The sequence below is a fragment of the Pseudomonas putida genome (assembly GCA_029953615.1).
In the GTDB taxonomy this organism is placed as follows: domain Bacteria; phylum Pseudomonadota; class Gammaproteobacteria; order Pseudomonadales; family Pseudomonadaceae; genus Aquipseudomonas.
Genome location: CP124529.1, coordinates 4,349,877 through 4,364,406 on the forward strand (window position 1 = coordinate 4,349,877; position 14,530 = coordinate 4,364,406).

The 14,530-nt window shown below is 60.5% G+C and carries 9 protein-coding genes, 4 tRNA genes and 2 pseudogenes; 13 read left to right on the forward strand and 2 right to left on the reverse strand.

The features are described 5' to 3' along the window. Positions 1 to 30 precede the first annotated feature (30 nt). The gene (locus QIY50_19940) at positions 31 to 1,770 is read left to right on the forward strand and encodes an ABC transporter substrate-binding protein (GenBank protein WGV19595.1); all 1,740 of its coding nucleotides are present in this window, start codon (positions 31 to 33) and stop codon (positions 1,768 to 1,770) included. Positions 1,771 to 1,942: 172 nt separating this feature from the next. On the opposite strand, the gene folD is transcribed toward QIY50_19940, so the two are convergent. Continuing rightward, positions 1,943 to 2,797: a bifunctional methylenetetrahydrofolate dehydrogenase/methenyltetrahydrofolate cyclohydrolase FolD gene (folD, locus tag QIY50_19945; protein WGV19596.1), complete on the reverse strand. Its 855-nt coding sequence runs from the start codon at positions 2,795 to 2,797 to the stop codon at positions 1,943 to 1,945. Between the two features lie 271 nt (positions 2,798 to 3,068). On the opposite strand from folD, the gene QIY50_19950 reads away from it, so the two are divergent. The 11 genes and pseudogenes from QIY50_19950 to QIY50_20000 all read left to right on the forward strand — a co-directional run bounded on the left by QIY50_19950 (position 3,069) and on the right by QIY50_20000 (position 12,839). Continuing rightward, positions 3,069 to 3,145: transfer RNA gene (locus QIY50_19950), tRNA-Arg, on the forward strand. Between the two features lie 41 nt (positions 3,146 to 3,186). Further along, a tRNA-His gene (locus QIY50_19955) sits at positions 3,187 to 3,262 on the forward strand. 52 nt (positions 3,263 to 3,314) lie between these two features. Further along, positions 3,315 to 3,399: transfer RNA gene (locus QIY50_19960), tRNA-Leu, on the forward strand. A 44-nt stretch (positions 3,400 to 3,443) separates the two neighbouring features. Further along, positions 3,444 to 3,519 (forward strand) — tRNA-His (locus QIY50_19965). Positions 3,520 to 3,812: 293 nt separating this feature from the next. Beyond that, positions 3,813 to 4,112 carry a DUF6388 family protein gene (locus tag QIY50_19970; GenBank protein ID WGV19597.1) on the forward strand — a complete coding sequence of 100 codons (300 nt, stop codon included), beginning with the start codon at positions 3,813 to 3,815 and terminating at the stop codon, positions 4,110 to 4,112. A gap of 247 nt (positions 4,113 to 4,359) precedes the next feature. After that, on the forward strand, positions 4,360 to 5,673 hold the full coding sequence (gene tig, locus QIY50_19975; GenBank protein ID WGV19598.1) for a trigger factor: 1,314 nt from the start codon (positions 4,360 to 4,362) through the stop codon (positions 5,671 to 5,673). A 91-nt stretch (positions 5,674 to 5,764) separates the two neighbouring features. Next, positions 5,765 to 6,406: an ATP-dependent Clp endopeptidase proteolytic subunit ClpP gene (clpP, locus tag QIY50_19980; protein ID WGV19599.1), complete on the forward strand. Its 642-nt coding sequence runs from the start codon at positions 5,765 to 5,767 to the stop codon at positions 6,404 to 6,406. A 108-nt stretch (positions 6,407 to 6,514) separates the two neighbouring features. Further along, on the forward strand, positions 6,515 to 7,798 hold the full coding sequence (clpX, locus tag QIY50_19985) for an ATP-dependent Clp protease ATP-binding subunit ClpX (protein WGV19600.1): 1,284 nt from the start codon (positions 6,515 to 6,517) through the stop codon (positions 7,796 to 7,798). A 163-nt stretch (positions 7,799 to 7,961) separates the two neighbouring features. Continuing rightward, positions 7,962 to 10,359, forward strand: a pseudogene (lon, locus tag QIY50_19990) (endopeptidase La). A 152-nt stretch (positions 10,360 to 10,511) separates the two neighbouring features. Continuing rightward, on the forward strand, positions 10,512 to 10,784 hold the full coding sequence (gene hupB / locus QIY50_19995; GenBank protein WGV19601.1) for a DNA-binding protein HU-beta: 273 nt from the start codon (positions 10,512 to 10,514) through the stop codon (positions 10,782 to 10,784). A 183-nt stretch (positions 10,785 to 10,967) separates the two neighbouring features. Next, the gene (locus QIY50_20000) at positions 10,968 to 12,839 is read left to right on the forward strand and encodes a SurA N-terminal domain-containing protein (GenBank protein ID WGV19602.1); all 1,872 of its coding nucleotides are present in this window, start codon (positions 10,968 to 10,970) and stop codon (positions 12,837 to 12,839) included. Positions 12,840 to 13,015: 176 nt separating this feature from the next. Here QIY50_20000 and QIY50_20005 read toward each other — a convergent pair. Then, positions 13,016 to 14,057: pseudogene (locus QIY50_20005) on the reverse strand (patatin-like phospholipase family protein). Positions 14,058 to 14,236: 179 nt separating this feature from the next. Here QIY50_20005 and QIY50_20010 point away from each other — a divergent pair. Beyond that, entirely contained in the window at positions 14,237 to 14,515 is a 279-nt protein-coding gene (locus QIY50_20010) for a hypothetical protein (protein ID WGV19603.1), read from the forward strand. Positions 14,516 to 14,530 lie beyond the last annotated feature (15 nt).

Below are 14,530 nucleotides of genomic sequence, written 5' to 3' on the forward strand. Positions count from 1 at the left end.
CCTGTGGGTTAACTGAAACGGGAGATCACAATGTTCGACAACAAGTACAACAGGCGACATTTGACCCTGGCCGCGTTGCTGGTACTGGCCAGCGTGCAGGGCACAGCCTGGGCCGACCAGTACGAAGACGCGGCAAAGAAGTGGCTCGATAGCGAGTTCAAGCCTTCGACCCTTACCCCTGAGCAGCAGCTGGCCGAGTTGAAGTGGTTCATCAAGGCTGCCGAGCCGTTTCGTGGCATGAAGATCAACGTGGTATCGGAAACCATCACCACCCATGAATACGAGTCCAAGGTGCTGGCCAAGGCTTTCAGCGAGATCACCGGTATCCAGCTGACCCACGACCTGCTGCAGGAAGGCGACGTGGTGGAAAAGCTGCAGACACAGATGCAGTCGGACAAGAACATTTATGACGGCTGGGTCAACGACTCCGACCTGATCGGTACGCACTTTCGCTACGGCAAGGTGGAATCGATCACCGATCTGATGGCCAATGAGGGCAAGGACTACACCTCGCCGACCCTGGACCTGAAGGACTTCATCGGCATTTCCTTCACCACCGCGCCGGATGGCAAGGTTTACCAGCTACCCGATCAGCAGTTCGCCAACCTGTACTGGTTCCGCGCCGACTGGTTCGAACGGCCCGAGCTGAAGGCCAGATTCAAGGAAAAGTACGGTTACGAGCTTGGCGTACCGGTTAACTGGTCAGCCTACGAGGACATCGCCAAGTTCTTTACCGAAGACGTCAAGGAAATCGACGGCAAACGCGTCTATGGCCATATGGACTACGGCAAGAAAGACCCGTCGCTGGGCTGGCGCTTCACCGATGCCTGGTTCTCCATGGCCGGTGGCGGCGACAAAGGTTTGCCCAATGGCTTGCCTGTGGACGAATGGGGCATCCGCGTCGAGGACTGCCATCCGGTGGGGTCCAGCGTGACCCGAGGCGGCGACACCAACGGCCCGGCTGCCGTCTATGCCACCCAGAAGTACGTGGACTGGATGCGTGCCTATGCGCCCAAGGAAGCCCAGGGCATGACCTTCTCCGAAGCTGGCCCGGTGCCGGCCCAGGGCAACATCGCCCAGCAGATCTTCTGGTACACCGCGTTTACCGCCGACATGACCAAGCCCGGCTTGCCGGTGGTGAATGCCGACGGCACGCCGAAGTGGCGCATGGCGCCTTCGCCGAAGGGGCCGTACTGGGAGGAGGGTATGAAGCTGGGCTACCAGGACACCGGTTCATGGACCTTCTTCAAGTCCACCCCCGAGAAGCAACGCCTGGCGGCCTGGCTGTACGCCCAGTTCGTCACCTCCAAGACCGTGTCGCTGAAAAAGACCATCGTCGGCCTCACGCCAATTCGTGAGTCGGATATCAACTCCCAGGCCATGACCGAGCTGGCGCCCAAGCTGGGCGGGCTGGTGGAGTTCTACCGCAGCCCGGCGCGGGTACAGTGGACGCCGACCGGTACCAACGTGCCGGATTACCCGCGGTTGGCGCAGTTGTGGTGGAGCCACATCGCCGAAGTGGCCAGCGGCGAAAAGACCCCGCAGGAAGCGCTGGACGGCCTGGCCCGCGACCAGGACCGGATGATGGAACGCTTGCAGCGGTCCAACGCCCAGGCCACCTGTGCACCAAAGCTGAACCCGGAGAAGGACGCCCAGTACTGGTTCGACCAGCCCGGGGCGCCGAAACCGAAACTGGCCAACGAAAAGCCCAAGGGCGAAACGGTCAGCTACAACGAACTGCTGAAGTCGTGGGAGGCGGCCAGAAAGTGATCGGCTGAGTACCGCGCCGGCTTCTTCGCGGGCTTGCCCGCTCCCACGGGTACCCCGAGCGCAGTACCTGTGGGAGCGGGCAAGCCCGCGAAGAGGCCGGTAAACCCAGTGCATGGTTTACGGGCAAAAAAAACGGCACCTGCCAGAGGTGCCGTTTTCATATCACGCGGTATTACCTGTGCAGCTCTTCTGCCGCATACAGCGTGTTTTCAAGCAGGCATGCCCGGGTCATCGGCCCGACGCCGCCCGGCACCGGCGTGATCCAGCCGGCGCGGGGCAGGGCGGTCTCGTAGACCACATCACCGACCAGCTTGCCGTCTTCCTGGCGGTTGATGCCCACGTCGATGACGATGGCACCTTCCTTGATCCACTCACCCTTGACCAGGCCCGGCTTGCCTGCGGCTACTACCACCAGGTCGGCGCGGCCGACATGGCCGGCGAGGTCCTTGGTGAAACGGTGGCAGACGGTCACGGTGCAGCCGGCCAGCAGCAGCTCCATGGCCATCGGGCGGCCAACGATGTTGGACGCACCGACGATGACCGCGTTCATGCCGTACAGGTCCTGGCCGGTGCTTTCCAGCAGGGTCATGATGCCCTTCGGCGTGCACGGGCGCAGCAGCGGGATGCGCTGGGCCAGGCGGCCGATGTTGTACGGGTGGAAGCCGTCCACGTCCTTGTCGGGGCGGATGCGCTCGAGCAGCAGCGAGGCGTCCAGGTGCGCCGGCAGTGGCAACTGCAGCAGGATACCGTCGACGGCCGGGTCGTCATTGAGGCGGTCGATCAGCTCGGTCAGGGCCTGCTGCGTGGTTTCGCTGGGCAGGTCGAACGCCTGCGAAATGAAGCCGACCTCTTCGCAGTCCTTGCGCTTGTGCGAGACATAGACTTGGGAGGCGGGGTCGGTGCCGACCAGGATCACCGCCAGGCCCGGCGTACGCAGGCCTTGCTGGCGACGCTCCACGACACGTTGAGCGATCTGCTGGCGCAGGCTGGCGGCGATCGCCTTGCCATCGATTAGGTGTGCAGTCATAGACGCGTGATTAACCATCGAGAAGGAAACAATTAAAGAGGGCGTATTCTCGCACGACACGGGCCAAGGGCAAAGGCGGGTGGTCGGGCAAATCCCCTAAGCCCTTAAATAATTTAAATTTTTTTGAGAAAGGTGTTGACGACTATCAGGCCCGCCTATAAGATTCGCCGCACTTGTCGGGCACAGCCTAGCACTGGTTGGCGAAGTCGGGCAGAATGAGTGGTTTAGCAGTTACCTGTTAATGTCTCGTTCGGTTAGGCTTCAAGCTTAAGCGCCCGTAGCTCAGCTGGATAGAGCATCCGCCTTCTAAGCGGATGGTCGCAGGTTCGAGTCCTGCCGGGTGCGCCATTAGGCAGCTTTGGCAAGCAAGTAGGCTGTAATGCAATATGGTGGGCGTAGCTCAGTTGGTAGAGCGCTGGATTGTGATTCCAGTTGTCGTGGGTTCGATTCCCATCGTCCACCCCATATTCTTCAAAGGCGCCTCGATAGCATCTGGCGCCTTTGTTTTAAGCGTTACGCGGACGTGGTGAAATTGGTAGACACACTGGATTTAGGTTCCAGCGGCGCAAGCTGTAAGAGTTCGAGTCTCTTCGTCCGCACCATGCTTCTGTAGGGCTGTACCGCAACATCGCAAGACTGCAATATGGTGGGCGTAGCTCAGTTGGTAGAGCGCTGGATTGTGATTCCAGTTGTCGTGGGTTCGATTCCCATCGTCCACCCCATATTTTTCGAAGGCGCCTTGATCGTGAGATTGGGCGCCTTTTTGTTTTGGGTTGGTTGTGGCGTGCATGTCTTGGGTGTTCTGGCGCCTGTGAGATCGAGCGCCGCCCGCGCGGCGCTCGATCTCACAGGCGCTGAAAATGTCATGGCGAACTCGCTGAAAATGCCCTGGCGAACCACCTCCCGGCCAAATCGCATCCCGCCCCTTGCAATCCTCTGGTGACACCCCAATAAAAGCTGTTAGATTTCAGCCGGTTGAAACACCGGCCCAGCTGGCCGGCAGAGGAACAACCCAATGATCGCAAAAGAAGCCCGTCAGACCCTGGCGCTACAGCGCTTTGCCGAGGCCAACCCGCAGCTGCTGGAAGAGATCCGCGGTCTGGATGCGCGCGAGCAGGCCCAGCAGATCGAGTGGGCGTTCGAGGATGCGGCCGAGGAGCAGGGAGTCCAGCCTTGGGAGTTGGCCTTGCAACTGATCGCCGAAACCCCCGAGCAGCTGCAGGCCATGCGCCTGGAGACGCATCGCGAGGTCGCCGAGGCGCTGGGGATGGAATGGGAGGAGTACTGCCAGTTCAACGAAATCGACCCTGAATAAGGGAAGCGAATTCGGTCGTGGCAGTTGTTTGACAAGGTATTTCGGTCGCAGGTCGCCCCGGGCGTCGTGCGGCCCCTATTGAAGCAGGCCCTGCGCCATGGCGTGCGGGCCTTGAAAGTTAATCGACCGGCGTGGTTTCCCGTCGTCCCGAGTGGGGTGACTTCTGCTGCGCGACTCACTAGAATGCTTGCCCTTGATTCTGGAGTCGGGCTAACGCCGGCTAACGTCTGTGCAACGAGGAATATCCATGCAAGTTTCTGTTGAAAACACTTCCGCTCTCGAGCGCCGCATGACCATCGCCGTTCCGGCCGAGCGCGTCGAGAACGAAGTCAACAAGCGTCTGCAACAGACTGCCAAGCGCGCCAAGGTTGCCGGCTTCCGCCCGGGCAAAGTGCCGATGAGCGTGATCCGTCAGCGTTTCGAGGCCGATGCCCGTCAAGAGGCTTTCGGTGACCTGGTCCAGGCTTCCTTCTACGAAGCCATCGTCGAGCAGAAGCTGAACCCGGCTGGCGCCCCTGCAGTAGAGCCGAAGTCCTTCGAAAAGGGCAAGGACCTGGAATTCGTCGCCATCTTCGAAGTATTCCCGGAATTCACCGTTGCCGGCCTCGAGTCGATCAGCGTCGAGCGCCTGAGCGCCGAAGTGGCTGACGCCGACCTGGACAACATGCTGGAAGTGCTGCGCAAGCAGAACACCCGTTTCGAGGCCGTCGAGCGCGCCGCGCAGAACGACGACCAGGTCAACATCGACTTCGTCGGCAAGGTCGACGGTGAAGTGTTCGCCGGTGGTTCGGCCAAGGGCACCCAGCTGGTACTGGGCTCCGGCCGCATGATCCCGGGCTTCGAAGACGGCCTGGTTGGTGCCAAGGCTGGCGAAGAGCGCGTTGTCAACGTGACCTTCCCTGAGGATTACCAGAACCTGGACCTGGCTGGCAAAGCTGCCGAGTTCACCATCACCGTCAACAGCGTTGCCGCGCCTGTGCTGCCAGAGCTGAACGAAGAGTTCTTCGCCCAGTTCGGCATCAAGGAATCGACCCTGGAAGGCTTCCGCACCGAAGTTCGCAAGAACATGGAGCGTGAACTGCGCCAGGCCATCAAGGCCAAGGTGAAGAACCAGGTCATGGATGGCCTGCTGGCCGCCAACCCGATCGAAGTGCCAAAAGCCCTGCTGGAAAACGAAGTCAACCGTCTGCGCGTGCAGGCTGTTCAGCAGTTCGGTGGCAACATCAAGCCTGAGCAACTGCCAGCCGAGCTGTTCGAAGAACAAGCCAAGCGCCGTGTGGTCCTGGGCCTGATCGTGGCCGAAGTGGTCAAGCAGTTCGAACTGAAGCCGGACGAAGGCAAGGTTCGCGAAATGATCGAAGAAATGGCTTCGGCTTACCAGGAGCCTGAGCAGGTCATCGCCTGGTACTACAAGAACGACCAGCAACTGAACGAAGTCCGTTCGGTTGTGCTGGAAGAACAAGTTGTAGATACTGTTCTGCAGAAAGCGACTGTGACCGACAAGTCGGTCTCGTACGAAGATGCCGTTAAACCAGCACAGGCTCCTGCCGCCGCTGAGTAACAGGCTTCTCTCGTAGGAAACCCCCACAAGCCAGCCTTCGAGCTGGCTTGTGCGTATTCAAGCCATGACTATTTGGGAGTGAGCGCAGGACATGTCCCGCAATTCTTATATTCAGCAGAGCTCTGACATCCAGGCCGCAGGCGGCCTGGTCCCGATGGTTATCGAGCAGTCCGCCCGTGGCGAACGCGCTTACGACATCTACTCGCGCCTGTTGAAGGAGCGTGTGATCTTCCTGGTTGGCCCGGTAGAGGACTACATGGCCAACCTCGTCGTCGCGCAACTGCTGTTCCTTGAAGCGGAAAACCCGGACAAGGATATCCATCTGTACATCAACTCGCCGGGCGGTTCCGTCACCGCCGGCATGTCGATCTACGACACCATGCAGTTCATCAAGCCGGACGTCTCGACCATCTGCATCGGCCAGGCCTGCAGCATGGGCGCCTTCCTGCTGGCTGCAGGTGCCAAGGGCAAGCGTCACTGCCTGCCGAACTCGCGCGTGATGATCCACCAGCCGCTGGGCGGCTTCCAGGGTCAGGCCACCGATATCGAGATCCACGCCCAGGAAATCCTCAATATCAAGGCCCGCCTGAACGAGCTGCTGGCTTACCACACCGGCCAGGATCTCGAGACCATCAAGCGCGATACCGAACGTGACAACTTCATGAGCGCCTCGCGCGCGGCCGAGTACGGCCTGATCGACTCGGTCTACGACAAGCGGCAACTGGCCTCCTGAACCGGGGTGCCAGAGCAGGTGGGTGCGGAAAGCGCCTACCTGCGGACTTGAAAAAGCCCGCAATTGCCTTCATCTTGTGTTGCAAGCCTACCGGATTGGATCGATCGAATGACTGACACCCGTAACGGCGAGGACAGCGGCAAATTGCTTTATTGCTCCTTCTGCGGCAAAAGCCAGCACGAAGTGCGCAAACTGATTGCCGGGCCCTCGGTATTTATCTGCGACGAGTGCGTCGACCTGTGCAACGACATCATCCGTGAGGAGGTGCAGGAAGCCCAGGCCGAGAGCAGCGCGCACAAATTGCCTTCGCCGAAAGAAATCAGCGGTATCCTGGACCAGTACGTCATTGGTCAGGAACGCGCGAAGAAGGTGCTTGCCGTAGCGGTGTACAACCACTACAAGCGCCTGAACCAGCGTGACAAGAAGGGTGACGAAGTCGAACTCGGCAAGAGCAACATCCTGCTCATCGGGCCGACCGGCTCGGGCAAGACCCTGCTCGCCGAAACCCTTGCACGCCTGTTGAACGTACCGTTCACCATTGCTGACGCCACCACCCTGACCGAAGCCGGTTACGTGGGTGAAGACGTCGAGAACATCATCCAGAAGCTGTTGCAGAAGTGCGACTACGACGTGGAAAAGGCCCAGATGGGCATTGTCTACATCGACGAGATCGACAAGATCTCGCGCAAGTCGGACAACCCGTCCATCACCCGTGACGTTTCGGGCGAGGGCGTGCAGCAGGCGCTGCTGAAGCTGATCGAAGGTACCGTTGCTTCGGTTCCGCCGCAAGGTGGCCGCAAGCACCCGCAACAGGAATTCCTGCAGGTCGATACCCGCAATATCCTGTTCATCTGCGGTGGCGCCTTCTCCGGCCTGGAAAAGGTCATCCAGAACCGTTCCACCAAAGGTGGCATCGGTTTTGGCGCCGAAGTCCGCAGCAAGGAAGAGGGCAAGAAGGTTGGCGAGTCCCTGCGTGAGGTCGAGCCGGACGATCTGGTCAAGTTTGGCCTGATCCCAGAGTTCGTCGGTCGCCTGCCGGTACTGGCAACCCTCGACGAGCTGGACGAGGCTGCGCTGATGCAGATCCTCACCGAGCCGAAGAACGCCCTGACCAAGCAGTATGCCAAGCTGTTCGAGATGGAAAGCGTCGACCTCGAGTTCCGCAGCGATGCGCTCAAGGCCGTGGCGCGCAAAGCCCTGGAGCGCAAGACCGGCGCCCGTGGCCTGCGTTCGATCCTCGAAGGCGTGCTGCTCGACACCATGTACGAGATTCCTTCGAAGAAGGATGTCAGCAAGGTGGTGATCGACGAGAGCGTCATCGATGGCACCTCGCAGCCGCTGATGATCTACGAAAACAGCGAGCCGCAAGCCAAGGCGGCGCCGGACGCCTGATCCAGGCAACGGCCGGTTGACGGTGCAAGCAAGAAGGGGGCCTACGGGCCCCTTTCTGCTTTTCCTGCGCTAGCGCTTGTAATTTCCCAGGCGTGCCCCCACATTAGGTCCAAGCATCATTTCCACCGGTTTCCGGCCATAAGGCCGCTGTAGAGGCGAAATCATGAAGACCACCCTCGACTTGCCTCTTTTGCCATTGCGCGATGTCGTTGTTTACCCGCACATGGTTATCCCGCTGTTCGTGGGGCGCGAAAAGTCCATCGAAGCCCTTGAGGCAGCGATGACGGGCGAAAAGCAGATTCTCCTGCTGGCCCAGTAAAAACCCTGCCGACGATGACCCGGGCGAAGATGCCCTGTACCGCGTCGGTACCGTTGCCACCGTGCTGCAATTGCTGAAACTGCCCGATGGCACCGTCAAGGTGCTGGTCGAAGGTGAGCAGCGCGGCGCCGTGGAGCGTTTCAGCGAAGTAGAAGGGCACATCCGTGCCGAAGTTTCCCTGATCGACGAAGCCGATGCCGCCGAGCGCGAGTCGGAAGTATTCGTGCGCACGCTGCTGTCGCAGTTCGAGCAGTACGTGCAGTTGGGCAAGAAAGTCCCTGCCGAAGTGCTGTCGTCGCTGAACAGCATCGAAGAGCCAGGGCGCCTGGTCGACACCATGGCCGCACACATGGCCCTGAAGATCGAGCAGAAACAGGAAATTCTCGAAATCGTCGACCTGCCGACCCGTGTCGAACACGTACTGGCATTGCTGGATGCCGAAATCGACTTGCTGCAGGTCGAAAAGCGCATTCGTGGTCGGGTCAAGAAGCAGATGGAGCGCAGCCAGCGCGAGTACTACCTGAATGAGCAGATGAAGGCCATTCAGAAAGAGCTCGGCGATGGCGACGAAGGCCACAACGAAGTCGAAGAGCTGAAAAAGCGCATCGAAGCCGCTGGCCTGCCCAAGGACGCACTGGCCAAGGCCCAGGCCGAACTGAACAAGCTCAAGCAGATGTCGCCGATGTCTGCCGAGGCCACCGTGGTCCGCTCCTACCTCGACTGGCTCGTGCAGGTGCCGTGGAAGGCCCAGAGCAAGGTGCGCCTGGACCTGGCCAAGGCCGAGGAAATCCTCGATGCCGACCACTATGGCCTGGAAGAGGTCAAGGAGCGCATCCTCGAGTACCTCGCCGTGCAAAAGCGCGTCAAGAAAATCCGCGGCCCGGTCCTGTGCCTGGTCGGCCCGCCCGGCGTCGGCAAGACCTCGCTGGCCGAGTCGATCGCCGCTGCCACCAACCGCAAGTTCGTGCGCATGGCCTTGGGGGGCGTGCGTGACGAGGCCGAGATCCGTGGCCACCGCCGTACCTACATTGGTTCCATGCCTGGCCGTCTGATCCAGAAGATGACCAAGGTGGGGGTGCGCAACCCGCTGTTCCTGCTGGACGAAATCGACAAGATGGGCAGCGACATGCGTGGCGACCCGGCCTCGGCACTGCTCGAAGTACTCGACCCGGAGCAGAACCACAACTTCAACGACCACTACCTGGAGGTCGACTACGACCTCTCGGACGTGATGTTCCTGTGCACCTCGAACTCGATGAACATTCCGCCGGCGCTGCTCGACCGGATGGAAGTCATTCGCCTGCCGGGTTACACCGAGGACGAGAAGATCAACATCGCGGTCAAGTACCTGGTGCCCAAGCAGGTCAAGGCCAATGGCTTGAAGAAGGACGAGCTGGAAGTCGACGTCTCGGCGATTCGCGACATCATTCGTTTCTACACCCGCGAAGCCGGTGTGCGTGGCCTGGAGCGGCAAATCGCCAAGGTCTGCCGCAAGGTGGTCAAGGAACATACCGGGCAGAAGCAGGTCAAGGTCAAGGTGGCCAGCGAGCAGCTGGAGCACCTGCTGGGCGTGCGCAAGTTCCGCTACGGTCTGGCCGAGCAGAAGGACCAGATCGGCCAGGTCACAGGCCTGGCCTGGACCCAGGTGGGCGGCGAACTGCTGACCATCGAAGCCGTGGTCATCCCCGGCAAGGGCCAGTTGATCAAGACCGGCTCGCTGGGCGATGTCATGGTCGAGTCGATCACCGCCGCGCAGACCGTGGTACGCAGCCGCGCTCGCAGCCTGGGGATTGCCGCCGACTTCCATGAGAAGCACGACGTGCATATCCACATGCCTGAAGGCGCCACGCCGAAGGACGGCCCAAGTGCCGGTATCGGCATGTGCACCGCGCTGGTGTCGGCGCTGACGCAGATTCCGGTACGTGCCGATGTGGCCATGACCGGCGAAATCACCCTGCGTGGCCAGGTGCTGGCGATTGGCGGGTTGAAGGAAAAGCTGCTGGCGGCACACCGCGGCGGGATCAAGACGGTGATCATTCCCGAGGAGAATGTTCGCGATCTGAAGGAGATTCCGGAAAATATCAAACAGGATCTTCAGATCAAACCGGTCAAATGGATTGACGAAGTCCTGCAAATTGCGCTGCAATACGCCCCGGAGCCCTTGCCAGATGTGGCTCCGGAGATTGTCGCGAAAGATGAAAAGCGCGACGGCGATGCTAAGGAAAGAATCAGCACGCACTAGTAGTTTTTGGCTGGGGGGCTTTCCTTGACAGTTTTTTCGGGGCCTTGCTATAAAGCGGCACGCTATTGTCATCAGGCCACCCAGCGCACGTTTCATAAGCTTTTCATTACATACTTAGAAACAAACTCAATAGAGAAATAAGGGGACTTAGAGTGAACAAGTCGGAACTGATTGACGCTATCGCCGCATCTGCTGACATCCCGAAAGCTGTAGCCGGCCGTGCGCTGGACGCAGTCATCGAATCCGTCACCGGCGCCCTGAAGCAAGGTGACGATGTGGTACTGGTTGGCTTCGGTACCTTCTCGGTCAAGGAGCGTGCTGAGCGCACCGGCCGCAACCCGCAAACCGGTAAGGCAATCAAGATCGAAGCCGCCAAGGTTCCAGGTTTCAAGGCTGGCAAAGGCCTGAAAGACGCCGTCAACTAAGTCGTCTCTTTCAGCCGGATCTGGCCTGGCCAGATCCGAGCACGGTGATGGCGGGGGGCGAACCTTCCCGCCTGACACGTTTGCTAAGAAAAGGCGCATCCTCGGATGCGCCTTTCTTTTATCAGGTTTCTACCCACGCTCCGCGGTTGTCGACGCAGTGGTACAGCCGTTTCTGGGGGACGCATGCTGCAAAATATCAGGGACAATTCACAAGGTTGGATTGCCAAGACCATCATCGGCCTTATCGTCGTGTTGATGGCGTTGACCGGCTTCGAAGCCATTTTCCAGGCCGCCACCCATAGCCAGGACGCCGCCAAGGTGAACGGCCAGACCATCAGCCAGAACGAGCTGAGCCAGGCGGCCGACATGCAGCGCCGTCAGCTGATGCAACAGTTGGGCAAGGATTTCGACCCGGCGCTGCTGGACGACAAAATGCTGCGTGAAGAGGCACTCAAGGGCCTGATCAGCCGCAAGCTGCTGCTGCAAGGCGCCGAAGATGCCAAATTCGCCTTCTCCGACGCCGCACTGGATCAGGTGATCCTGCAGACACCGGAGTTCCAGGTGGACGGCAAGTTCAGTGCCGACCGTTTCGACCAGGTCATTCGCCAGATGGGCTATGGCCGCATGCAGTTCCGCGACATGCTCGCCGAAGAAATGCTCATCGGCCAGCTGCGCACCGGCCTGGCCGGCAGCAGCTTCGTCACCGACCAGCAGGTCGATGCCTTTGCTCGCCTCGAGAAGCAGACCCGCGACTTCGCTTCCCTGACCTTCAAGGCCGACCCGGCCGCGGTCAAGGTCAGCGATGAAGAGGTCAAGGCGCACTACGACCAGCATGCCAAGGAGTTCATGTCGCCAGACCAGGTTGTGATCGACTACATCGAGCTGAAGAAGTCGGCGTTCTTCGACCAGGTCAAGGTGACCGACGAGGAGCTCAAGGCCCAGTACGAGAAGGAAATCGCCAACCTTGCCGAGCAGCGCCATGCCGCGCACATTCTCATCGAGGTCAACGACAAGGTCACCGACGCCCAGGCCAAGGCCCGCGCTGAAGAGATCGAGCAGCGTCTGGCCAAGGGTGAAGACTTTGCCGCGCTGGCCAAAGAGTTCTCCCAGGACCCGGGTTCGGCCAATAGCGGCGGCGACCTTGGCTTCGCTGGCCCGGGCGTTTACGACCCGGCGTTCGAGGATGCGCTGTACAAGTTGCAGGAGGGCCAGGTCTCGGCGCCGGTGCGCACCGAGTTCGGCTACCACCTGATCAAGCTGCTGGGTGTGCAGGCACCTGAGGTGCCGAGCTTTGCCAGCCTGAAGGACAAGCTGACACGTGACCTGAAGATCCCGCTGGTCGAACAGCGTTACGTCGATGCCAGCAAGCAGCTGCAGGATGCCGCCTACGAGGCTTCCGACCTGGCCCAGCCGGCCCAGGACCTGAACCTGAAAGTGCAGACTTCCGCAGCCTTCGGCCGCGAGGGTGGCGAAGGCATCACTGCCAACCGTTCCGTAGTGCAGGCCGCATTCTCCGAAGAAGTGCTGGAGGAGGGTGCCAACAGCACCGCCATCGAGCTCGACCCGGAAACCACCGTGGTGCTGCGCGTCAAGGAGCACCGCAAGCCGGAGCAACTGCCGCTGGACGCCGTGGCCAAGAACATTCGCGAACACCTGGCCAAGGAGAAGGCAACTGCCGAGCTCAAGGCCAAGGCGGACAAGCTGATTGCCGGCCTGCGTGACGGTTCCATCGCAGCGGGCAGTGTGCACGAAGGGCAGGGCTGGAAGGCCTATGAAGCAGTTACCCGCGGCGAGGACGGTATAGACCCGGCCGAGTTGCAGGCGCTGTTCCGCCTGGGCAAGCCGCAGGCCAAGGACAAGCCGGTATATGGCAGCGTGGTGCTGCGTGACGGTAGCCTGGTGGTTCTGCAGCTCAAGGGCGTCAACGAAGGTGCTGCTGCCACCGACGAAGAGAAGCAGCAGATCCGCCGCTACCTCGCGTCGCGTGCTGGCCAGCAGGACTTCGCGGCGTACCGCAAGCAGCTGGAAGCCAAGGCGGACATCACCCGTTACTAAGGTGATGGATGCATGAACGAACAGGCCGCCTTGAGCGGCCTGTTTCGTTTCTGCTGCCTGTTCCGGCCTCATCGCCGGCAAGCCAGCTCCCACAGATATCACACTGGTCTCAAGCGCTGTGGGTACCTGTGGGAGCCGGCTTGCCGGCGATGAGGCCAGTACAGGCAGCACAAGGCCTAGCGCTTCACCCCTTCATAGCTATCCAGCGTATCCCGAGCAATTTCCCGCCCCAAGGCAATCAGCTCCGGCGCCTTGTAGAACTCGAAAAACCGGCACAACCCGTTTGGGCACGTTGATCAGTACATCCGGTGGATAGCCGGCGATCTTGTATTGCGCCAACGAGGTCTGCATGACCTCGAAGCTCTGGTTGATCAGGTCCAGCAGTGAGGCGGGCCCCACGTTGTCGATGATGAACGAACCGGTCGCCGACTTCGGCGCGCCTTCGCGTTCCGGTGCCGCCGCCGGTTGCTGGCCTTCCGGGTCGGCGGCATCGGCCAGCCACGGGTTCGGCTGCGCCAGCCCTTCGGCGACGATTTCCTGCTCGATGCGGATCAACTCCTCGGCCGGCTTGCGTCGGAACGGCAAGCGCGAGCCTAGCGAGCTGAGCAGGGCATCGAAACGCATCTTGAACGCCGCCGGGCGTTCGATCACCGGTAACTGGTACTGCTTCTGGTTGGTGGCGTTGAGGTTGACCGCGATGATCAGGTCACAGTGGCTGGACACCACTGGCACGATCGGCAGCGGGTTGAGAATGCCGCCGTCGACCAGCATGCGGTTGCCTTGCATCACTGGAGTGAACAGGCTGGGGATGGCTGCCGAGGCGCGCATGGCCTGGTGCAGGCAGCCCTCCTGGAACCAGATTTCCTGCTGGTTGGTGAGGTCGGCAGCAACCGCCGTGTAGGGGATGCGCAATTGCTCGATGTTGATCTCGCCGACGATCTTGCGAATTTGCCCGAACACCTTGTCGCCGCGAATTGCGCCGAGGCGAAAGCTGACATCGACCAGGCGCAACACATCCAGGTAGTCGAGGCTCTCGATCCAGTTGCGGTAGTCTTCCAGCTTGCCGGCGGCATAGATGCCACCGATCACCGCGCCCATGGAACAGCCGGCGATGCAGGCGATGTCGTAGCCGCGGCGCTCGATTTCCTCGATCACGCCGATGTGTGCATACCCCCGGGCTCCACCTGAACCCAGTACCAGTGCCACGCGTTTGCTCATGAACATTCCCCGGCCAGTGCAACCATGGTTCTACAATGCACCCATCGCCACCTGTGCTTCAATGTGCATCGCGTTAAGCTACTGTAATAAAACTGGCTGGGCCAAGCTGGCTGGGCAGGGCACTTTTCAGCTGCCGGGGCGTCGAACAGCCTACATTTTTTTCCATTGAGGTATTACCGATGAAAGCCTGGATCTGCCTTCCACTGATCGCCTTGGCCCTTGCTGGCTGCGCGGGCAAGACGGCCTATCGCGAAAGTTGCGCGACCCAACTGGATGCCGCCTGGAAGGAGCTGGACCTGGCCAAGGCCGAAGGCTTTGCCGGTGCCGTGAGTTACTCCAAGGCCTTGTCGCTGCTGACCGGTGCCAAGACCCAGCAGCAGTTCGAAGGTTATGAAAGTTGCACCAGAAAAGCCGAAAAGGCCCGTTTCTACATTCGTGAGTCTCGCGCCGGGCGCTGACCAAGGAGCGTCTTT

Coding starts and splice junctions, on each gene's coding strand:
- QIY50_20010 (WGV19603.1), top strand. CDS start 14,237: ATGAAAGCCTGGATCTGCCTTCCACTGATCGCCTTGGCCCTTGCTGGC.
- tig (WGV19598.1), top strand. CDS start 4,360: ATGCAAGTTTCTGTTGAAAACACTTCCGCTCTCGAGCGCCGCATGACC.
- clpP (WGV19599.1), top strand. CDS start 5,765: ATGTCCCGCAATTCTTATATTCAGCAGAGCTCTGACATCCAGGCCGCA.
- QIY50_19970 (WGV19597.1), top strand. CDS start 3,813: ATGATCGCAAAAGAAGCCCGTCAGACCCTGGCGCTACAGCGCTTTGCC.
- QIY50_20000 (WGV19602.1), top strand. CDS start 10,968: ATGCTGCAAAATATCAGGGACAATTCACAAGGTTGGATTGCCAAGACC.
- clpX (WGV19600.1), top strand. CDS start 6,515: ATGACTGACACCCGTAACGGCGAGGACAGCGGCAAATTGCTTTATTGC.
- QIY50_19940 (WGV19595.1), top strand. CDS start 31: ATGTTCGACAACAAGTACAACAGGCGACATTTGACCCTGGCCGCGTTG.
- folD (WGV19596.1), bottom strand. CDS start 2,797: ATGACTGCACACCTAATCGATGGCAAGGCGATCGCCGCCAGCCTGCGC.